The following is a 21,162-nucleotide window of genomic DNA, read 5'->3' as shown; positions in this document are numbered from 1 at the left end:
ATCCTGGCAGTGGTAGGAGTTACGGCATGAAGGCAGCTTCGGGGCACCCCAGAACGCAACGGGCGTCGGGGTTCTGGCGGGTACAGCCGCTGTCAGGGGTGCTGCGGCGTGTGTGGGGTTCGCTCGGGATCGTCGGCCCGGATCAGGTCACGATCGTGGCGGTTGATGGCGTCGACGAACGCCGCCTGATCATGGACCGCGATGGCGGCGACGATGTCGTCGTGGACGACGAGGCTGTCGGCGAGCATCTGCTCATGGTCGGTCACGAACGTCACACGGCTCAGCACCGCCTTGATGCTGGTGATCACGAGCTGGTGCATGCCCTCCAGAACCGGGATGTGCGCGGCGGCTGCGACGGTCGCATGGAAGTTCAGCACTGCGTCGAAGAACTCACGTGCTTCGCGGCTGGCTCGCATCTGCACCATCGCCTCGCGCATCGCCGCGATGTCCTCGCTGGTCGCTCGCTCGAAGGCGGCCTTGGTGAGTCCGAACTCCAGATAGAGACGCGCCTCGAACAGGTCGAGGGGATGAGGGTTGGACGGCTGGAACCACAGGTCCAGCGCACCGGTCCGGACCTGTGGCGGGGTATTGGCAACGGTGATGCCGCCGCCGGGTCCCGGGCGCACCGATACCAGGTCACGGTCCCGCAGGATTCGCAAGGTTTCGTTCATCACGGTCGGGCTAATGCCGAACCGGTCCATCAACTCCGCGCGCCGACCGAGGTGGGCCCCCACCGGAAGGCGCTCGGACATGATCTTGTGTTCGAGGTCGGCGGCCACCACCTCGGCCCGCGACGAGCGCGCCGCCGGTTCACGGCGTGCCATCCATGGCCTCCTTCAGCGGGAACGATCCCGAATACCGAGATAGTAACTTCCAGGAGGCGGCGATGACTGAAGCCAGAACGGCAAGCCGGGTTTACCGTGCAGCCCGCGATCACCTGATCGCCCATCGCGAGGACTATGAAGCTGCAGCCTCAGGGTTCCAGTGGCCGGACGTGGGCACTCAGTTCAACTGGGCAATCGACTGGTTCGACCACATCGCGCGGGGCAACCCGCGAACGGCGCTACGTATCGTCGGTGACGACGGTTCCGACGAGTCCTACTCCTTCGACGACATGGCCCATCGCTCAGATCGTGTCGCCCGGTGGCTCGCCGACGGCGGCGTCGAACCCGGTGACCGCGTGATGCTGATGCTCGGCAATCAGGTCGAATTGTGGGAGTCGATGCTGGCCGTCATGAAGCTCGGCGCGGTCATCCTGCCGGCCACGACCGCGCTGGGTCCGAAGGACTTGGCCGATCGGCTCTCGCGGGGCGCAGTGTCACACGTGATCACCAACGCCGAGGAGACCGAGAAGTTCGCTGCCATCGCGGGCGGCTACGGCCGAATCTCGGTCGGAGACGCGCAAGCACCGTGGCGGCGGTACCGCGATTCTGACGCCCTTGACGCGGCCGCACCCTTGCGCACGACGACGGCGCCGGATGACCCCATGCTCGTCTACTTCACCTCGGGCACGACGAGTCACCCCAAACTGGTCGAGCACACCCACCGGTCCTATCCCGTCGGGCATCTGTCCACCATGTACTTCATCGGGCTGCGGCCGGGTGACGTTCACCTCAACATCAGTTCGCCTGGTTGGGCCAAACACGCGTGGAGCTCGTTCTTTGCGCCGTGGATCGCCGAGTCCACGATCGTGGCCTACAACTACGCGAGGTTCAACGCCGCACGATTCTTGGAGATGCTGCAGCACGTCGCCGTGACATCGCTGTGTGCGCCACCGACGGTGTGGCGCATGCTGATTCAGGCTCACCTGGGAGAGCGGCCGCCTGCGCTGAGGGAAGCCATGGGCGCTGGTGAGCCGCTCAATCCCGAGGTGATCGCCCAGGTCCGTAACAGCTGGGGCCTGACCATCCGCGACGGCTTCGGCCAGACCGAGACCACTGCGCTGATCGGTAACACCCCGGGCAGCCCGGTGAAACCCGGTTCGATGGGCCGGCCACTTCCGGGCATCCCGGTCGTGATCGTGGACCCGATCACCGGCGAGGCGGCCGATGAAGGTGAGATCTGCCTGAACCTGACGACCAGACCGGTCAACCTGATGACCGGGTACCTCGGTGACCCCGAGCGTAACGATGCAGTCATGGCTGGCGGCCGCTACCACACCGGCGACGTCGCGAGCCGGGACGCGGATGGCTACATCACTTACATCGGACGCACCGACGACGTCTTCAAGGCCTCGGACTACAAGATCTCGCCGTTCGAACTCGAGAGCGTCCTCATTGAACACCCGGCGGTCGCGGAGGCCGCAGTCGTGCCCGCGCCCGATGACCTCCGACTGGCGGTGCCCAAGGCCTATATCAGCCTCGCGTCGGGCTGGTCGCCGGACCGAGCCACCGCAGATGCCATCTTCGCCCACGCACACGACAACCTGGCGCCCTATCAACGCATCCGGCGCATCGAGTTCACCGACGAGTTGCCAAAGACCATTTCCGGGAAGATCCGCCGTGTCGAACTGCGCAATCGGGAAAGCGCGGCCGACCGGCTTCCTGACGAGTTCAGGGAGAGCTGAACGGGCTCCAATATGCCTCGACAGGGGGACGAAGTCTCTATCTGTAGGGGCGCGACGAGAGCCCGCGAATCGAGCAATGTTGCGGTAACGGCGGTGGTCTCTTGATGACTGTCAGCTTTGGTATTATGGTATGACCAAAGACAATGCTTTACATCGACCCCGGGCGGCTTGCCGGCTTTTCCAATATGCCTCGACAGGGGGACGAAGTCTCTATCTGTAGGGGCGCGACGAGAGCCCGCGAATCGAGCAATGTTGCGGTAACGGCGGTGGTCTCTTGATGACTGTCAGCTTTGGTATTATGGTATGACCAAAGACAATGCTTTACATCGACCCCGGGCGGCTGGCCGGCTTTCAAAGACGAAGGACGACAAGATGACTGAGTTCACCGACATCACCTACGAGGTCGACAACGGTTTGGCCTGGATTACCATCAACCGCCCCGATCGATACAACTCCTTCCGTGCCCGCACCGTGGACGAGCTCATCAAGGCTTTCAAGCTGGCCTGGGGCAGCTCCGAGGTCGGCGTGATCTGCCTGACCGGCGCCGGGGAAAAGGCGTTCTGCACCGGTGGTGACCAGAAGCAGCGCGCCGAGACCGGCGACTACGGGCCGTCGGACAGTGGTCTGTTCGAGGTGGACTCGCTGCACCGGGTGATCCGGGACGCACCCAAGCCTGTCATCGCCGCGGTCAACGGATTCGCCATCGGCGGCGGACATGTCCTGCATGTGCTCTGCGACCTGACCATCGCGTCGGAGACCGCCGTCTTCGGCCAGAACGGACCGCGGGTGGGCTCGTTCGACGCCGGTTTCGGCACCGGGTACCTCGCCCGGGTGGTCGGTGAGAAGCGGGCCCGGGAGATCTGGTTCCTGTGCCGCCGGTACTCCGCGCAGCAGGCCTACGAATGGGGATTGGTCAACAAGGTGGTGCCCGCCGACCAACTCAAGACCGAAGTGCGGGCCTGGGCCGACGAAATCCTCCAGCTCTCGCCGACGTCGTTGAAGGTGCTCAAGCAGTCGTTCAACGCCGACACTGAGCAGTTCGCTTCGCTCGGTCAGATGGCCTACTCCAACCTCAAACTCTTCGGCGAGACCCCGGAGGCCAAGGAAGGCGTCACGGCGTTCAACGAGAAGCGGGCGCCCGACTTTGCGCCCTACCGGGGCAACTGACGTGCCGCTGTTCACCGCCGAGCAACAGGATTTCGCCCGCGCCATCGAACAGTTCTGCGCGGACAACTGCGCCACCGCCGAACAGCGCGATGCGCTCACCGACGGCGGAACGCTGTCGAACAGTCCCGAACTGCTGCTTCAACTGGCCGAACTTGGCTGGCTCGGGGTCTCCCTGCCGGCTGAGTACGGCGGCGGCGGCGCCGGCATGGTCGAAGAGTGCATCTTCCTGGAGGAGACCGCACGCGGGCAGGCGCCCATCCACGCCTACGGAACGGGGCTGACCGCGGCGCAGACCTACCTGCGGCACGGCACCGAGGAACAGAAGAAAGAGGTACTCGGCAATCTCTGCAGCGGGCGCTTCGAGGCGATCGCGCTCTCCGAGCCGGGCGCTGGCTCCGACCTGGGTTCCGTGCGCACCCGCGCGGTTCGCGACGGCGACCGGTTCATCATCAACGGGCAGAAGATCTGGATCACCGCCGCGCATCTCGCCGATCATCTGCTGGTGCTGACCCGGACGTCGACCGACGGCCCCAAGCACCAGGGTCTGACCCTGCTGTACCTGACCACCGACACCCCCGGGCTGGACATCAAGCCGATCCAGACCATGGACGGGCACACCGTCAACGAGGTCTTCTTCACCGATGTGGCCGTTCCGGCTGCCAATGTCGTCGGTGGGGTGGGTGATGCCTGGCATCGGCTGATGCGCGGATTGAACGTCGAGCGGTTGATCATCGCCGCGATGTCCATCGGTGCGGCCCGCCGATCGGTCGAGGACACCATCGCCTACGTCAAGCAGCGCGAGCAGTTCGGCCGGTCGATCGGCACCTTTCAGGCGGTTCGGCACCGGCTGGCGGATCTGGTCGCCGAGATCGACTGCTGCCGCGCCTACGTCTATCAGGTGGCTGCCCAGATCGATGCCGGGTTGGAGGACCAGCTCGCCAGGGAGGGATCGATCGCGAAGCTCAAATGCACCGAGGTGGCCAAACAGGCGGCGCTGGAGGGTGTGCAACTGATGGGCGGCAACGGCTACACCATCGAGTACGGCATGGAGCTTCAGGTTCGAAAGGCGCTGGCGCCGCCGATCTACGGCGGTGCCAACGAGGTTCAGCGGGATATTGTCGCAAAGAGCCTCGGACTGTGAGCATCTACTCGCCGGACGTCCTGGCCGGCAAGCGCATCCTGATCACCGGTGGTGGGACCGGACTGGGACGCGGCGTGGCTGCCCGGCTGGTCGCCCACGGCGCACAGGTGCATGTCTGGGGACGGCGGGAGAACGTTCTGGCCGAGGCGGTCGCGGAGATATCCGCGGGTCATCCCGGCTCGGCGCACTACCAGACGGTGAATGTCCGCGACTTCGAAGCAGTTTCAGCTGCGATCGGTGAGATCTGGGATCGCCACGGGCCGCTGACCGGAGTGCTGAACAACGCCGCAGCCAACTTCATCGCCCCGACGGCAAGCCTCAGCCCACGGGCGTTCGAGGCCGTCACCTCGACCGTGATGACGGGATCGTTCAACACCACGCTGGCGGCCGGCAAGCGCTGGATCGCCGAAGGGCTGCCCGGGTCGGTGCTCTCGAACCTCACCACCTGGGTGTGGAGCGGATCGGCCTTCGTGGTGCCCTCGGCGATGGCCAAGGCCGCCGTCCACGCGATGACGATGTCGTTGGCCGTCGAGTGGGGCCGTTATGGCATCCGGCTCAACGCCCTTGCGCCAGGACCGATTCCGACCGAATATGCCTGGGAGATGCTCAACCCGACGGAGGAGAGTTCGGCAGGCGCGACTCAGGCCGACCAGATTCCCCTCGGTCGCACCGGTACCATCGACGAGCTGGGCAACCTGACCATCCTCGCGTTCTCCGATGCCTGTGACTACCTGACCGGTGAGACCATCGCGATGGACGGCGGCCAGCGCCTCGCGGGCCCGAACACCTTCGCGGCGCTGACCTCCATGAGCGACGAGGACTGGGCCCACGCCCGCGAGCGGAGCAAGACCGCTTCCGCAGCGGCGAAAGCAGAGCGCAGCGTATGAGAACGATCACGTCCATCGAGGACGCCGTCGCCGCAATCGGTACCGAGTTGGGCGTCAGTGACTGGCTGACCGTCGACCAGGAGCGGATCGACGCCTTCGCCGATGCCACCGGTGACCGCCAGTGGATCCACGTCGATTCAGATCGTGCGGCTGCAGAAAGTCCCTATGGCACAACGATTGCCCACGGACTGTTGACCTTGTCGCTGATACCGGCACTGAGCAAGCAGTGCTTTGTCGTCGAGAACGTGAAGATGGGTATCAACTACGGCTTCAACAAGATCCGGTTCATCTCGCCGGTGCCGGCGGGTTCCAGGGTGCGGGTGCGATCGCTTCTGGCCGATGCGACGAGGGTCGATGACAGCACCGTTGCACTCACCGCCCAGCACACCGTCGAGATCGAGGGAAAGGACAAGCCTGCGGCCGTGGCCGAGATGATCGGACGGTACATCTTCTGATGGATCCGTACGTGCCGGCCAGTGAGTATCGCGGTGCGGAGTCGCTGGCCGTCGCGCTGATGTCGTCCTTGTGCGCGATGGCGGGACTGGGTATGGCGATTGCAGGTGCCCTGGCCGACGGTCCGACTTGGCTCCTGGCCGGCCTGACTCTGGGTGTGTTCGGCCCTGTTGCGATCCGACTCCTGGCGCGCCGGACGACCGATGAGGGGAGTCGGGGATCGAGTCAGGCCGGCTTGCCGTACACGGCCACCACGACCGAGCGATCGAGGCTGTTCTCCGACCACACGCCGATCGAGGTATAGGCGCAGTCCGACATGATCTGAAAGGCGACCGGGTCGTAGTACCACTGGTTGAGGATGTCGACGTTGTTGATCGCCAGGGCCGGATTGATGGCCACGGTTTGAGCTACGGCTCCCCGATATCCCGCCGCTTGCGCTCGGCTTTGGGGCGTCGAACCGTCCGATCCCGTGTCGCCGTCCAACGAGCGATTGTGCAGGACATCGTTGGTGTGCCACTGGGCGGCCAGTGTCAGAGCGGGGTCCTTCTTGATGGTGGTGGTGCATCCCGCTTGGTGCTGAATCGTGTAGACATTGGCGACCACCCCATTGTTCAGCCGCGAATTGTCGGCGTGTGCAGTGGCATGGCTCAGCGCAACCACCGACACCGCGATCGTCGACGACGCCAGAAGTGCTCGGACATGCTGACCGTTCATCGCGGCTCCCGTTTTCTACTGTTGCGGTTGGCCGACGTAGTGCGCCGCAGACTGGCGCAGCTGCCAGATGAGTTGCGGGCACAGTTCATTGGCCGCCTGGTTGATGAGGTACACGGCGGCATACTCGTCGCCCGTGGCGAAGTCAGACATTGTTTCGCCGACGAGATCTCGGTAGGACTTTCCCGCTCCGATCTTGGCGCAGATCCCATTGCCATACGCCAATGCGACGTCTGCATTGGGGAAGTTGTATCCCGGTCGCACCGTGACGTTCACCAGGTAGGCGACCGTATCGGCATCCGCGGCCGGGGCGGCGACCACATCGCCGAGACCGCAGAGTGTCAGCAGCCCAACCGCTGTCAGGATCCGGGCGGCAACAGCATTGACTGCCATGTCTTGTCCTGGTTGGTCGTCGGGCTGGCAGCGCTCGGCATGCCGGGAAGCGGCGGGACAGCGCCCGGCGGGAGCTGCGGGATGTCCTGACCTGACAGCGTCGCGTTCGGGTCGCCCTTCCAGTTGTACCCGTCGTTGAGTGGTACGTACTGCTCGTCGCTCTCGCAGAGCTTGACCGAGGGGGCGCGCTTGCCCGGCCTGGTCTCACAGGGGATGTTGCGGGCCCCCCGGACGTTGAAGGGCGAATCCTGCGGAGTGCGGCAGTACAGGTCTCCCGGTGCCCGGTCGGGATAGTCGGTCAGGCTGGCGTCCCTAGCCTGTTGTGCCGGAAGGAAACCGGTGGTGCAAGCCGGCGGAAGATTGATGTTCAGGTTGAACGAGAGGTACTCACCCTTGTAGGCCTGTTGGGTATTCGCGTTGGCCAGGAAGGTGCCCTGACCGACGGCCACCGCTTGGGGAAGTGTGACGAGCAATTGCTCGATGCTGTTCTGGTAGTCGATGCCGACTTGGCCAACGCTGGCGAGGTTGGCCGCCAGCACCGGCAAGGTGGGTTTGAGTCGCTCCATGAGGTTGCGCACCTCGTCAGACGCCACGATGATCCCTTGCTGGTCAATGAAACCCGCTACCGCGTCGTTGTTCTGCTGAAGGTCGCTGGTCACCGTGGCAAGGTGGGCCGCCCAGGCCTTGATCGCCTGTGCGGATTGGCTCTGCGAATCCAGTACCGGTTTGGCGTTGTCGATGAGATCGATCAGCGGGTCGAGGTTCTTCCGCGCGTCGATGGCCAACGTTGTTGACCCCTTGACGATCTCAGAGAGTTGCGGGCCCAGGCCGCCAACGGCGGTATAGGCCTCGTCGATAGCCGTTTTGAGATTGTCTTTCGGAATGGCCTGCAAGCCGGTGTTGGCGGAGTCGAGTAGTGAGTTGATGTCCGGCGGCACCGAGGTATCGGAGACCGCAATGACGTCACCGTCTCTGAGCGGGCGTGAAGTGCCATTGCGGGGCATCAGGTCGACATACTGCTCACCGATTGCTGACTGGCTGTGTACCTCCGCCTTCAGATCGGACGGGATGTCGATGCCCGACTTCAGCGACAGCACCGCCTTGACGCCGGTATCGGTGAGATCCACCGACTGAACCCGGCCGACCTCGACGCCACGATAGGTGACATTGCCGGTGCCATACAGTCCGCCGCTCTCCGGCAACTCCACGGTCACGGTGTAGCGGCCGATGCCAAACAACTTGGCGGGCAGCTTGAGGAACTGCAAACTCATCAACGCAACCGCGAGCAACGCAATGGTGGTGAAGACCGCGAGCTGGATCAGCATTCGTCTGCTCAGATGCATGTTAGGGCCCCTGATCGAAGCGGTAGGGCGCGACCAAGGGATTGCCCTGGGTGTAAGGGCTCGGGAATTGGCCGATGGTTCGGCCCCACTGCATCTCCAACTCGGTGAGGTCGCCCTCCCAGCGGGTACCGGTGAAGATGCCCTGGTCGATGCGGGAGAGCGTGAGGTCCACGATCGCGGTCATGTTCGCATAGTCGCCGCGCTGCCATTTTTCGATGGTCTCGTTGGGGAAGGGGAAGGTGAGGATCAGGCTCAGCGCCCGCGTCATGGCGGGCCCGGCGTTGGCCAACGACTCGAGCACGGGGCCAATCTCTTTGAGTTCCTTCACCAGATTGGCCTTCGTCTGGTCGACGGTGCTGACCACCCGATCGGCGAACCGGCCCAGTGCGTCGGCAGCTTCGGCGAGGTTCTCCCGCTCGTTGTTGAGCACAGCCAACGCCTCGGGCACCGACTTGAGTGCTTTGTCCAGCACCGGTTGATTCGCCGCGAATGTGCCGGCCAGCGTGTTCAGGCTCTCGGTGGCGGCGATGATGTCGTCGGTCTGTCCGTTGGTATTGGCGGCAAACCTGTCCAACTCGCCGACCAGACTGCGCAGGTCTTGTTCGCGCCCACGGAAGGCGGTACTGAACGCTTCGGTGATGTCCTGAATCTGGCCGAGCCCGCCGCCGTTGAGGACCATCGAGACTGCGGCCAGGGTCTGCTCGACGGTCGGATAGGACGCCGAATTGGACAATGGGATGACCGACCCCTCGTGTAGTCGGCCCTCCGGTGGAGCATCTGTGGGCGGGCTCAGCTCGATGTGCTGGGAGCCCAGGATGCTGGTGAGGCCGATCTTCGCCGTCGAGTTGGCCGGTAGCTGGACATCGCCGTCGAGGCGCATCGAGACGAGTGCGTGCCAGCCTTGCAGCTCGATCGCGGTGATGTGACCGACGGTGGTATCACCGATGCGCACCCGGGAATTGGGCTGAATGTTGTTGACATCGGGCATCTCCGCCTTGATGACGAATGAACCGGGGCCGCCGCCGACAGTGCCTGGAAGCGGCAACGAGTTCAGTCCCTGCCAGTTCTTGAGGCCGCAGCCCGACGATCCGCCGGCGAGGCCGAGCACCAGCGCGACGACGATCGCCCTGCGATACCACCGCCGGCGGGTCATGAGCCGCCACCAGCAGGGGGTGCCATCAACCCGGCCAGGCCCGCGTTGGGGTCGGTCTCGATCATGGGTGGTGTCTCGGCCGCCAGTGGGGCGCTTTCGGCGGCGCCTGCGGGTGCCGGCGCGGACGGCGCCGGGCTCGTCGCCGGCGGTACATAGTCAGGCCGCATCCAGTCTTCGCTATACGTGACCTCATTGGGCCGGGCTTGGGCACCGACGAGGAAGTTCTCACCGATCGGCGGGAAGTTGTACTGGCGGTTCTTCATGATGGGTGCCAGGTACTGCACGCACAACTTCGAAGCCTGTTCGGCCCCGAGTCGGGAGGCGGCTTGAATGGCGCCGCACAGGAACGAAATCGGGTTGGCGAAGTTGTTCACGGCGAGGGCTCCGGTGAACGCGCCGTTCGAGGCCTCGTAGATGTTGTTGAAGTTCTGGACCGTGGACGGAGCGATGTGCAGGGTCTGCTTGATGTCATCGAGGCTGTCATTCAGCGCCGTGCTGATGGAGGCCAGCTTGTCGAATGTTGTTCCGATCGTCCCGCTGTTCTCCTCGGTGAATGTCTTGACATCGCCTATGACAGAATTCATTTGGACGAACGCGTCACCGATCTTGCCCGGATCACTGGCCAGCACACCCGTGACTGAGTCGAGGTTGTTGTTCAGTTGGACCAGCAGGCCGCTGCTGTCGCGTAGCGCCGAGACCAGGATCGACAGGTTCTTGAAGGTGGAGAAGATGTCGTTGCTGTGATCGCCGAGCACCGACATCGCCTGCGAGAGTTTGATGATCGTCTCGCGGATGTTGCCGCCCTGCCCGCGAAGATTGTCCGCGGTGGTGTCGATGAAGGCGCCGAGTGTGCTCACTCCACCGGGCTTGGTGGGTGCCAACAGTTCGGTCAGGCGTTTGAGTTGAGTCCGCACCTCGTCCCACTCCACGGGGACCGCCGTCCGGTCGCGGGGGATCACGGCGCCGTCCTTCAGCGCGGGTCCGTCGGTGTAGACCGGGGTCAGCTGGATCGCTCGTCCGGTCACCAGCATGGGAGACAGGATTGCGGCCTTCGCGTCCGCGGGGACCTTGTATCTGCGGTCGAACCAGAAGGAGATCTTCACGCCGTCGGGCTGCGGTTCGACACTGGTCACGCGTCCAACGGGCACGCCCAGGATGCGGACATCGTCGCCAGGAAACAGGGCGGTGCTGTTTTCGAAATAGGCGACCACATCGGTGCGGTCCATGCGATCGACGGTGCGCACCGCCACCACCGCACCGGCGACCAACGTCAGGGCCAGGACGACGGCAATGGCGGTACGCGACTTCAGCAGCTTGGTCATCGTGTTCCTCCGGCCTGGGCGTCTGCCGGTTGTTCGTTGGGCGCCGGCACCAAGACCGGAGACGGCGTCGGTTCGGGCACCGAGGCGATCGCGGGCGGGGACGCCGCCGGCGGACCCGGCGGCGGGCCACCCGGCGGGGGAGCGGGTAGCGGCTCCCGGTAGGGGTAGCAGCCGGTGGGTCCGGGCAGCGGCAGGCCAGGGGGGCCACAGCCCTGGTCGCCGGGATTGCCGGTGATGGCGTCGGGCAGGTTGAGGTGTGGTTCGCCGCCCTGACCGGTTCGCGGGTACGGGACCGGCAAGGCCGGGGTCGCGGGCTGCCCGACCTGCGGGTCGGTACGAAGCGAGGGCAGCAGCGTCGCGGGATCCACGCCGAGGTCCGAGAACGCGGCATCGATGAACGGCTGCACGAACTGGCCGGGGAACAGGTTGACCACGTACGCCTTGAAGAACGGCCCGGAGGACACGGATTCGCCCAGTGACATGGCGTAGCTGTTGAGCCGTTTGATCGCGTCCTGGACCTTCGCCTTGCGGTCATCGACGATCGTCAGGACGCCGTTCAGCTTCTCCAGAGCGGGCTTCAGCGTCGTGCGGTTCTCGGCGATGAATGCTTTCAGTTGGAGCGATACGGCCGAGATGTTGCGCCAGATCTGATCCAAGGCGGCACTCTGCTGATTGAGCGCCATCAGCAGCGAGTTGGTCTGCCGGACCAGTTGGACGATCTGGTCGGTGCGTTTGGCGAGCACATCGGTGGTCTTGGCCGCGTTGGTGAGCAGATTGCGCAACTGCGCATCCTGCTTGTTCAGGGTGTCGGCGAATCGAGCCACGCCGGCCACTGCGTTTCGCAGATCCGGTGGGGTGTCGGCGAAGGTCTGCGCCATGGTCGCCAATGATGCCGACAGCTGGTTGGTGTCCAGACCGCTGATGGTGGTGGTCAGATCGCCAAGGGCGTCGGGCAGCTGGTACGGCGAGGTGGTTCGGTCGAGCGGAATGGGACCGGTGAGTGTGCCGTCCCCCCGCGGGGTGACGTCGAGCATCTTGGTGCCGAGTAGGCCTTTGGTCTTGATGGCCGCCATGGTCCGTTCCCCAAGGCGCACATCGCCTTTGATGCGGAACTTCACCAATACTTGCCGGCCGTCCAGTTCGATACTGGACACCTTGCCGACCGGTAGGCCCGACACCTCCACTCCGGCGCCGGTGAACAGTCCGCCGGCATCAGCGAAGTACGCGGAGTAGTTGCGACCGGGATTGAGGAACGGGACTTTCTGCCAGTTCAGTGCGGCGAGAACGATTCCGGTGATCACGACGGCGCCGATGGCGCCGAGAATGAAGGGATTGCGATCAGAGAAGGGTTTCATTTCGGAGTGCACCGCCCAGTGTCTTGCCCTGCGACCTTGACGTAGACCGGTTGTCCGCCTTTGCCGTTCATCTTCAGCACCAGATCGCAGAGGTAGAAGCTGAAGAAGTCGCCGTACATGCCTTGGCGTCCCAGCGCCCGGTACTTGTCCGGCAGCGTGTCAATCAGCTTCTCGAGATACTCGTGGTCGGCCACGGCGATGGCCGAGACCCGATCGGTCTCGTGGACCACCTTCTTGATGGGCTCCCGCGTCTGGTCCAACAGGTCAGCGACGGTCGCGGCGGCGGCACTGGTACTCGCGAAGGCGTCGGCGATGTCGGTCCGGCGAGCATTGAGTCCGTCGATCAATCCGGACAGGTTGGTGACCGCCTTGTCGAGCTGCGCGCTTTGCCCGCCGACGGTGCCGAGGACCGTGTTGAGGTTGGTGACGACTTCGCCGATCAATTGATCGCGATCGGCAAGTGTGTTGGTCAGGACGGCAGCCTGATTGAGAAAGGACGAGATGGTTGGGCCCTGTCCCTGAAGCGCCTGATCCAGCTGTCCGCTCAACGCATTCACCTGTTCGGGACTCAGCGCCCGGAACAGCGGTTTGAATCCACCGATCACCGAATCGAGGTCGAGTGCCGGGGCGGTTCGAGCGACGGGAATCGTCGCGCCCGGCGCCAGGCGCTTGAGTTCACCGGCGCCCTCCTCGAGAGCCAGGAACCGGCCGCCGATCACGTTGTCGTAGCGGATCACTGCTCGAGTGCCCTCGGTCAGGGCCACGTCATCGCGCGCGGAGAACTCGACGCGGACGGTGGCGTCCGGATTGATCGCGATGTCCTCGACCTTGCCTACCTCGACACCTGCGATGCGCACGAAGTCGCCGGACTTCAAACCCGTCACGTTGGTGAACTCAGCGTTGTAGGTCTTGCCACCGCCAAACCGGAACTGCGCAAAGACAGCCAGGAGAGCGAACGCACCGAAAAAGCACACCGTGAGAAACACAGCGAGGCGCCAGACGGTGCCCCTCAATTGGCTTCCCACGTTCATCTCTCCTGTCGGGTTGTCACGGTGTCGGTGGCGGTGCGGGTGACATCGGCGGCGGTGATGCGGCCGGTTCCGGGGCAGGTGGTACGCCCGGCCAGAGTGGGACGCCGCCGGGGCCGTACCAGGCTGCGCCATAGGGCGGCATCCCGGGCCCCATGTCCGGGCCGGGCGCAGGCCCGGGGAGACATTGACGAATGCTCGGCCGTTCCGGCACCGCGCGGGTGACCGGGAACCAATTGGCCCAGCACGGATGTCCGAGGCCCGGGTTGGGCCGAATGTCGAGCCCGGTACCCCAGCCTGTATTCGTGATCAGCTGACGAACCGGGAAGTTCTTGCTGGGGTCCGGCATCGACCCACACCCCGGCTTGCCGCCCGGCCCGCCCTTAGCGCCAATGATCGGGAGGTTGTCGGGGTATTGGTAGGCGTCGTTGCCGAGCAGGAGGGCGACGTCGAAGTTGGCCGACTTGCCGTCCTTGCCGCCCCAGATGTCGTAGGCCCCACCGGTGGTCAGGGTCCAGTAGGCCCCTTGCAGCCAGCAGGTGTAGACCGGGTTGTACTTCAACAGCAGGTTGGTGGTGGGCTCGAGGAGATTCACCGCGCGAACCAGTGGGTCCTCGCTCGCCTCGAGCAGTTCTCGGGCTGAGTAGGAGAAGCCGATGGTGTTGAGCAGCAGTGCATCCAGCGACGACGCCCGGCTCGCGACGGTGTCGCTGAATGTGCTGCCGGCATTCAGGATTGTCACGATGTCGGGTGCCGCTGCCGCGTAGGTGTCGTTGAAATCCTTGAACGAGCGCCAATCTTCGCGAATGGTGTCGCTGCGATCGTTGAGCGCCTTGAGCACCTGATTGAGATCGGTGGTGGCTTGGCCCATCTGGGGCCCCATTCCCCGCACGCCGTCGGCGACCGCGGTCAGCACCGCGTTGAGCTTGGCCGGATCGACCATGTCCAAAAGGTTCACGACGTTCTGGAAGACGGTATTGACCTCGGTGGTGACGTTGTTCGACTTCAACACAGCACCGGCTGACAGTCGTCGTGGGCTGGGGTCCGCCGGATACACCAGATCGACGAACTTTGCGCCGAACGCTGTGGTGGCCTTGATCTGTGCAGAAACATTCGCCGGAATGAACTTGATCTGGTCGGGATCGATCTCGAGTCGAAGCGTCGGGGGTCCGCTGCCGCCATTGATCTGGCTGACTCGACCGACCTGAACGCCACGCATCTTGACCTTGGCGCCCGTTTCCATGACCAGGCCGGAGCGATCGGCGGTCAGCGTGACCGGAACATAGGACCGGAACGTACCGGCGAACGCAGTGCCGGTGACGAAGAAGAACACGGCAATCGCGACCAGCAGAATGACCGTCCACCAACGGTCATGGAGTCGTTCTTCACCGGGGCGGGCTTCCATCGTCAGCCCGCCAGGTTGAAGTTGCCGGACTGTCCGTAGACGGCCAGTGAGATCATCACGATTTCGACTGCGGCGACGACCATCGAGGTGCGGACCGCCCGGCCCACCGCTTCACCCACGCCTGCCGGACCACCCTTGGCTGTGTAGCCGTAGTAGGTGTGCACCAGCATGATCACGATGGTCATGGCAACCGACTGCATGAACGACCAGATCACGTCGGTGGGGTTGAGGAACGTATTGAAGTAGTGGTCGTAGACGCCCGACCCCTGACCGTAGATCAGCACCGTTCCGGTCCGGGCCGCCAGAAACGCCATCATGACCGCGATGCAGTAGAGCGGGATCACGACGATCACGCCGGCCATCACCCGGGTTGATGCGAGGTAGGTGACGGAGCGGATTCCGATGACTTCGAGCGCGTCGATCTCCTCGTTTATCCGCATCGCGCCGATCTGTGCGGTGGCTCCCGCCCCGATGGTCGCCGATAGAGCAACCGAGACGGTTCCCGGGACAATCAGGCGGACGTTGAAGAAGGCTGAGGCGAACCCGGTGAGCGCCTCGAAACCCACCGAGGCCAGTTGGTTATAGCCCTGCACAGCGACCAGGGCTCCGGTGGTCATGGTCAGGAATCCCACGATGGCGACAGTTCCGCCGACGACTGCCAAGGCGCCGGCACCCAGCCCCATCTGCGCGATGAGGCGTAGTAATTCCTTGCGGTAGCGGGTAGCGGCCTCGGGGATGGCAGCCAAAGTCTTGACGTAGAAACGGGTCTGGGCGCCGATGCGATCCCACGCCGCCGTCGCATCCTGGACGCCGGCGCTGAGTTTGGGTCGCAGGCTGCTCGGAAATCCCACGGTCACTGGTCGGCCCCCATCACACGGTGAACTGGATGCCGACCGCGGTGACGATCACGTTGATGGCGAACAGGACCATGAAGGTGAACACGACGGTCTCGTTGACGGCATTGCCGACCCCGGCGGGGCCGCCGCCGACGGAAATGCCTTTGTAGCAAGCGATAAGACCCGCCGCGAGACCAAACAGGGTTGCCTTGGTCAGCGAGACGATGACGTCGCCCATCCCGGTGAGTAGCGTCATTCCGGCGGCAAAGGCGCCCGGTGAGACATGCTGGATGTACACGCAGAAGATGTAGGCGCCCGCGAGGCCGGTGAGGATTACTGTCGCCGATAGGGCCAGCGCGACGGTCGTCGCTGCGAGCACTCGGGGGACGACCAGCGCTTGAATGGGATTGATGCCCATCACTTTCAGCGCGTCGAGCTCCTCCCGGATCGTTCGGGCTCCGAGGTCAGCGCACATGGCGGTCGCCCCTGCGCCCGAGACCACGAGAACCGTGACGATGGGACCGATCTGATTCACGGTGCCGATAGCGGCGCCAGTGCCGGAGAAGTCAGCCGCACCGAACTCGCCGAGAAGAATGTTGAAGGTGAACACCAGGAGCACCGAGTACGGGAGTGTGAGCATCAACGCCGGCAGCACCGATACGCGCGCGACGAACCAGGTTTGCAGGAGGTACTCCTGCCACGCGAACGGTGGGCGGAACATCAACACGAACGTGTCCAAGGACATGCCGATGAATCCACCAAAGGCCCGTACCGGCTTGGCGAGGGTGCTGCTCGCGGTCACGGGCGCTCTCCGGAGCGCTTAACGGAGTTGCTGGAATCGCCCCGGTTCGCGCGGAACCGGACCGGTGGCAGCGCCGGAACGGTCAGCTGCCCGGGCTCGACGTTGGCGACCGGCGGCATTGCCGAACCGTATCTTGACCTTTGCTGCGGTTGCTGCTCCTCGATGGGGGCTATTTTGTACCCCTTAAGGGCTAGCCCGCCGGTTTATGCAGGTAGCCGCCTCGTGAGGCTATCCGCCAGCGTATGGGCGCACCGCTGTCGGTGACCAATCAACGCACCTTGCCGAATCGATCCGGGATGTCGCGGTACGCCGAGCGGATGGCGTTCTTGTCCAGCTTGCCGCTGGGCAAGCGGGGAAGCGGATCGCGCTGAAGCACCACATAGCGCGGGACCTTGTAATCGGACAACAATTTCTCGCAGTGCGCGACTACGGCGGACTCGTCGAGTGCCGCGCCGCCGGTGACCGTGATGATCGCAGCAGGAGTCTCCCCGAAACGCTCGTCGGCTACCGCAATCACGGCGACCTCGGCAACCCCGCCCAGGGTGGCGATCGTCGACTCCAATTCCACGGGGGAGATGTTGATCCCACCCGAGATGATGAGCTCCTTCATCCGGTCCAGGAACCGGATCCGTCCCGCGTCGTCCGCGACGCCCAGATCCCCGCTGTGCAACCAGCCGTCGCGGAATGCGACGGCCGTCGTCTGCGGATCGTTCCAGTACCCGGGCGTCACACCGGGGCCGCGCACCACCAGTTCACCAGGCTCTCCAGGTGCTGCCAATGACCCGTCAGCCGTCATCACGGCTACTTCGGTGAAGATCGAGCCACTACCGCAGGAGTCCGGATGGTCGAGGGCTTCGGACGTGATCGTCGCGGTTGCCACACCGCCTGCCTCGGTCATGCCGTAGATCTGGCGGAGCAGCACACCCTTGTCAGCCCACCGGCGCAACAGATCCGGTGGTACGGCTGCCCCGCCCACGATGGCGGTCTGCAGTGAACTCAGATCCGAATGGGCGAACTCCTGAGTCCGGGAAAGGGCGTCGAAGACCAGTGGAACACCGAATAAGGTTTTCACCGAGTACTTTTCGATCAGGGTGACAGCGTTGGCCGGCTTGAGTTCAGGCTCGACGATCAGCGTGCCGCCCAGGACCGTGGTGATCAGCACGCCGTAGACCAGCCCGGGGGTGAAGGCCAGCGGCAACACGAGCAGGGTCACGGTGCCCGGACAGAAGCCCGCCTCGGTGAGGGTGTTCTCCAGCACCATGCCCATCAGTGTCTGGCTGGTCAGAATGACACCCTTGGACAGGCCGGTTGAGCCGCTGGTGAAGATGATGGCGATCGGGTCCTGGGGGTCTGGATCGACCACGAAATCATCGACCTCGCCGACGCGGAGACTGTCGGCGGCGGCCGCATCCCACACGGCGAACTCGCGCCCGGCCGTGGCGGCCTCGTTCGCCTCGCAGAGGTGAGTGGGCGCGGCGATGATGGCGCTGATCTCAGCGTCGTCGGCGATCTTGCGAATCTCAGCGGGTTTGAGCCGAGCGTTGAGCGGGACCAGTACCGCACCAGTTTTCATGATCGCCAGTGCGATGACCGGCCACTGCAGCGAGTTCGGGGCCAGCAGGCCGATGCGCGTCCCGGGCTTGACCCCGTCGTCGGCCAACCGGCGGGCCAGCCGACCCGTCCAAGCGTGGAGCTGGCGATAACTGAGCCGATCCGAACCGACCACCAGGGCTTCGCGGTCGCCCTCGGTCCGGGCCCACCAGCGCAGTGCCGAAGCTACTGTCGTCGCCATCGTTCTCCTTGATACGTGATATCGCTTGTCGCGGTCACACTGTGGCAGCGGCGCCGAATACGGTCGAACTCACCAATGGTGCCATGGGGCCGCCGATCAGCAGGGAAATCTCTGCGTTCGGAACAGGATTGGGTGATCCGCCTCTGATCTGACGCACCGCCTCGGCCACCAACCCGATACCGTGGACAAAGCCCTCGGCGATGTTGCCGCCCGCGGTGTTGATCGGCAATCGACCGCGTTCGACGGTCAGATTCTGCAGTGTCAGGAACTCTCCGGCAGCGGGGCCGGGCGGGCAGAGCCCGTGGTCAATCATCGAGGCCACCGCCGGTCCGGTGAAGTTCTCGTACACCTGGGCCACATCCACGTCGTCGGCCGTGATGCCTGCGCCCTGCCAGAGCCGTTCCACCAGAGCGGGGTGGAAACCCGCGCTGGTGTAACGATCCTCGTTCTCCACTGATTCGCTCCAGCCCGCCGCCGCACCCTGAACTCCGGACAGGATGTAGGCGGGGCGGCCGCGATAGTCGGCCACCTTGTCGGCGGCAACCACGAGAATGGCTGTGGCGCCGTCATTTTCCCGCGAGCAGTCGAACAACCGCAGCGGTTCGGAGATGGGCCGGGAGTCGGTATAGCGGTCGTGGTCCAACGGTCGGCCATAGGCCACGGCCCGAGGGTTGTTCTGCGCGTGGTGATAACCGGCCATCGACACTGCCTCGAGGGCCGACACCGGGACGCCGTCGACTTCCAGCATGCGTTGAGTGCGCAGTGCGCAGACCTGTGGCGGTGCCAGCATGCCGTGCGCGGTGTAGAGGTGGCCCATGTGCCCCTTGTTGAACGCCCCCCGGCCGTCGGTGGCCTCGCTGAGTCCGCGGTAGACGGCCACGCACTCGGCCTGGCCGCTGTAGACCGCCGCGGCGGCACAGTTCACCGCCGCGGCCACCGCGCCGCCGCCACCACCCCAGATCTGGGTTGACCAGCGCACCTCGTGTACCCCGAGGGCCGCGCCGATAGCAAGTCCCTCGCTGGAATCGCCTGCGTATGAGACGAATCCGTCGATCCGTCGGGGGTCTGCGCCGGCGTCCCGGCAAGCCGCCAGGATGGCCTGCAATACCAGTTGTGCCGACGAGAAGGGGCTGCTGCCGCGCTTGTAGTAGTCGGTGGCACCAACCCCGACAACCGCGGTCGAGCCACGGAACCCGGTCATCGGGGCGTCTCCTCGAGGTGCCAGCGCAGCAGCGGCCAGTGGTGCTCATCGGGTGGTTGCTCGATCGTCCCCCTTACCGAAGCGCCGATTCGTGGTGTCACCCCGTCTGCCGGGGTCAACACCCCGACGACACGGCGTCCGCCGGCAGCGGGGAGAGCGACGAGTACGACGACGTACGGCAGATGTCCGGTGCTCTGCGGCGAGAACGGTTGCCAGGTGCGCGTCCAGGAGAACACGGTGCCCACCGGTTCGACGGCCCGCCACGAGATGGCGAAGGAATGGCATTGGGGGCAGATCGGTCGCGGCGACCAGATCCAGCTCGAACAATCGCTGCACTGTTGCAGCACCAGCCTGCCCGCGCGCAGGCCCTCCCAGTGCGGCGCGTCGAGCCCGTCGGGGGAGGGACCCGTCAGATCGATCCATGGTGGAGTATCGGGAATGTTGCGCACCGAGCGCACCCGCCAGGTGCCGTCCTCGAACAAGATCCAGCGGCTGCGCAGTTCCAACCAGCTGTCGTCGGGTCTGGTGTAACGGATCACGGCGTCGTAACCGCCGTCGGCAACCGCGGTGATGCTCTGCACCTGTGAACACTTCAGGGTTCGTGGTACGTCGGCCGAGGCGATCAGTTGGCCTATCCGGTCTGGCATGAAGTCGGCCAGCACGGTCTTGTTGTCGGCGGCGGCGACGGCCCGGCCGTGGGCCTCGACCGTGGCGACGAGGTCGTCGGGTGCGAGCGCCACGCTCACGGGATACCTCCGAGTTGGTAACGAACGTCGGTGCGGTCATGGTGGAAGCCGGCCAGCCGGGCGGCTTGGACGACAGGCAGTTCGTCGGAGTCGACGTTGATGACCACACCCGTGCGGCCTGCATCCCGGGCGACGACGCCGATGCCGCAGAGGAATCGCCGCAGCGCACCGGCGGGGGCTGATGGCGGCGTGTCGATGTCACTGACGACGCCGCACAGGCCGAACTCCTCGGAGTCGACCGTGCGGGTGTTCAGCGATGCGGCCGCGACGATGCGGCCCGCTTCCCGCAGCGCATAGCGCGTCAGCGCGTCGGTGGTCTGAAGTGGCTCGAGGACCGGGGCGCCGGCAAGGTCCGGGTCCGGCTCGGTGCCGCGGATGAGTTGCCACACCTGCCGAATTCGGGGGACCAGGAACCGATTGCTGAGCCGTCCAGCGGCCGGGTGGTTACCCCTGGCCCAGCAGGAGATGGTGTGGGCGCCGGTGCCGAGCCAGCCGCTTGGGCCCGTGGTGTCGAGGCCTAGTCGTTCGGTCAACAACGTCATGATGCCGATCGAGCGCAGGTTCGGATCGATGACGGCTGTGCCGTCGGCATGTCCGTCTCCGAGGTGTCGCAGGCGGACCAGACCGGCGATCCGCTCGGGCACGTCGGGCTGATCCAATGCGGTCGGGTGCGGCAGCATCCAGATGAGCAGATGTCGGTCCCGAGAGTCCTTCGACGACATGGCTTGCAGTACCGACTCGAAATCAATGGTGCTGTAGCCGGGTTCGGCATCGTAGACCGATGCGCGGTGCAGAAGATCGGCCAGCTCGTCGGCCTCGGGGGCGCTGAGGTCGGTTCGCCACTCGTACTTGATCATCGGA

20 protein-coding genes are annotated in these 21,162 nt (G+C 64.7%); 5 read left to right on the top strand and 15 right to left on the bottom strand.

Annotated elements, in window-relative coordinates:
• Positions 1–92: 92 nt before the first annotated feature.
• Positions 93–824: a FadR/GntR family transcriptional regulator gene (locus BN3385_RS25935; protein WP_059021270.1), complete on the bottom strand. Its 732-nt coding sequence runs from the start codon at positions 822–824 to the stop codon at positions 93–95.
• A gap of 62 nt (positions 825–886) precedes the next feature.
• Here BN3385_RS25935 and BN3385_RS25930 point away from each other — a divergent pair, with 62 nt between their 5' ends.
• The 5 genes from BN3385_RS25930 (at position 887) to BN3385_RS25910 (ending at position 6,216) form a co-directional block, all read left to right on the top strand.
• A complete protein-coding gene (locus BN3385_RS25930; protein WP_059022427.1) occupies positions 887–2,566 on the top strand; it encodes an AMP-binding protein in 1,680 nt (559 codons plus the stop codon).
• A 372-nt stretch (positions 2,567–2,938) separates the two neighbouring features.
• Positions 2,939–3,733 (top strand): enoyl-CoA hydratase-related protein, encoded by a 795-nt coding sequence (locus BN3385_RS25925; RefSeq protein ID WP_059021268.1) that lies wholly within the window; start codon positions 2,939–2,941, stop codon positions 3,731–3,733.
• A gap of 7 nt (positions 3,734–3,740) precedes the next feature.
• Positions 3,741–4,874, top strand: coding sequence for an acyl-CoA dehydrogenase family protein (locus tag BN3385_RS25920; protein ID WP_059022426.1), 1,134 nt, complete (start codon positions 3,741–3,743; stop codon positions 4,872–4,874).
• Entirely contained in the window at positions 4,871–5,761 is an 891-nt protein-coding gene (locus tag BN3385_RS25915; protein ID WP_059021266.1) for an SDR family oxidoreductase, read from the top strand. Before BN3385_RS25920 ends, BN3385_RS25915 begins: the two co-directional genes overlap by 4 nt.
• A complete protein-coding gene (locus BN3385_RS25910) occupies positions 5,758–6,216 on the top strand; it encodes a MaoC family dehydratase (protein WP_059021263.1) in 459 nt (152 codons plus the stop codon). The genes BN3385_RS25915 and BN3385_RS25910 overlap by 4 nt, the downstream gene beginning before the upstream one ends.
• Before the next feature lie 223 nt (positions 6,217–6,439).
• Here BN3385_RS25910 and BN3385_RS25905 read toward each other — a convergent pair whose 3' ends face one another.
• From BN3385_RS25905 to BN3385_RS25840, 14 genes are all read right to left on the bottom strand, one after another.
• Complete coding sequence (locus tag BN3385_RS25905; RefSeq protein ID WP_059021261.1) at positions 6,440–6,928, bottom strand: CAP domain-containing protein; 489 nt, start codon at positions 6,926–6,928, stop codon at positions 6,440–6,442.
• Between the two features lie 15 nt (positions 6,929–6,943).
• Entirely contained in the window at positions 6,944–7,318 is a 375-nt protein-coding gene (locus tag BN3385_RS25900) for a DUF732 domain-containing protein (protein ID WP_059021259.1), read from the bottom strand.
• Positions 7,285–8,661 carry an MCE family protein gene (locus tag BN3385_RS25895; protein ID WP_082690645.1) on the bottom strand — a complete coding sequence of 459 codons (1,377 nt, stop codon included), beginning with the start codon at positions 8,659–8,661 and terminating at the stop codon, positions 7,285–7,287. The genes BN3385_RS25900 and BN3385_RS25895 overlap by 34 nt, the downstream gene beginning before the upstream one ends.
• 1 nt (position 8,662) lies before the next feature.
• On the bottom strand, positions 8,663–9,814 hold the full coding sequence (locus BN3385_RS25890; protein WP_059021257.1) for a virulence factor Mce family protein: 1,152 nt from the start codon (positions 9,812–9,814) through the stop codon (positions 8,663–8,665).
• A complete protein-coding gene (locus BN3385_RS25885) occupies positions 9,811–11,136 on the bottom strand; it encodes an MCE family protein (RefSeq protein ID WP_059021254.1) in 1,326 nt (441 codons plus the stop codon). The genes BN3385_RS25890 and BN3385_RS25885 overlap by 4 nt, the downstream gene beginning before the upstream one ends.
• Complete coding sequence (locus tag BN3385_RS25880) at positions 11,133–12,491, bottom strand: MCE family protein (protein ID WP_059021252.1); 1,359 nt, start codon at positions 12,489–12,491, stop codon at positions 11,133–11,135. The genes BN3385_RS25885 and BN3385_RS25880 overlap by 4 nt, the downstream gene beginning before the upstream one ends.
• Positions 12,488–13,522 (bottom strand): MCE family protein, encoded by a 1,035-nt coding sequence (locus BN3385_RS25875; protein ID WP_059021250.1) that lies wholly within the window; start codon positions 13,520–13,522, stop codon positions 12,488–12,490. The genes BN3385_RS25880 and BN3385_RS25875 overlap by 4 nt, the downstream gene beginning before the upstream one ends.
• 16 nt (positions 13,523–13,538) lie before the next feature.
• Complete coding sequence (locus BN3385_RS25870) at positions 13,539–14,924, bottom strand: MCE family protein (protein ID WP_059021249.1); 1,386 nt, start codon at positions 14,922–14,924, stop codon at positions 13,539–13,541.
• A gap of 2 nt (positions 14,925–14,926) precedes the next feature.
• Positions 14,927–15,757: an MlaE family ABC transporter permease gene (locus BN3385_RS25865; RefSeq protein ID WP_059022425.1), complete on the bottom strand. Its 831-nt coding sequence runs from the start codon at positions 15,755–15,757 to the stop codon at positions 14,927–14,929.
• 37 nt (positions 15,758–15,794) lie between these two features.
• Positions 15,795–16,505, bottom strand: a complete 711-nt coding sequence (locus BN3385_RS25860) for an MlaE family ABC transporter permease (RefSeq protein ID WP_082690783.1) — start codon at positions 16,503–16,505, stop codon at positions 15,795–15,797.
• 325 nt (positions 16,506–16,830) lie between these two features.
• Positions 16,831–18,354, bottom strand: a complete 1,524-nt coding sequence (locus BN3385_RS25855) for a class I adenylate-forming enzyme family protein (RefSeq protein ID WP_059021245.1) — start codon at positions 18,352–18,354, stop codon at positions 16,831–16,833.
• Positions 18,355–18,388: 34 nt separating this feature from the next.
• On the bottom strand, positions 18,389–19,555 hold the full coding sequence (locus tag BN3385_RS25850; RefSeq protein ID WP_059021243.1) for a thiolase C-terminal domain-containing protein: 1,167 nt from the start codon (positions 19,553–19,555) through the stop codon (positions 18,389–18,391).
• Entirely contained in the window at positions 19,552–20,301 is a 750-nt protein-coding gene (locus BN3385_RS25845) for a Zn-ribbon domain-containing OB-fold protein (RefSeq protein ID WP_059021241.1), read from the bottom strand. The genes BN3385_RS25850 and BN3385_RS25845 overlap by 4 nt, the downstream gene beginning before the upstream one ends.
• Positions 20,298–21,158 (bottom strand): hypothetical protein, encoded by an 861-nt coding sequence (locus BN3385_RS25840; protein WP_059021239.1) that lies wholly within the window; start codon positions 21,156–21,158, stop codon positions 20,298–20,300. Before BN3385_RS25840 ends, BN3385_RS25845 begins: the two co-directional genes overlap by 4 nt.
• Between the last annotated feature and the right edge of the window lie 4 nt (positions 21,159–21,162).

This window comes from Mycobacterium sp. M26, assembly GCF_001494595.1.
Lineage (GTDB): Bacteria > Actinomycetota > Actinomycetes > Mycobacteriales > Mycobacteriaceae > Mycobacterium.
This window is presented reverse-complemented; position numbering and strand designations above follow the sequence as displayed.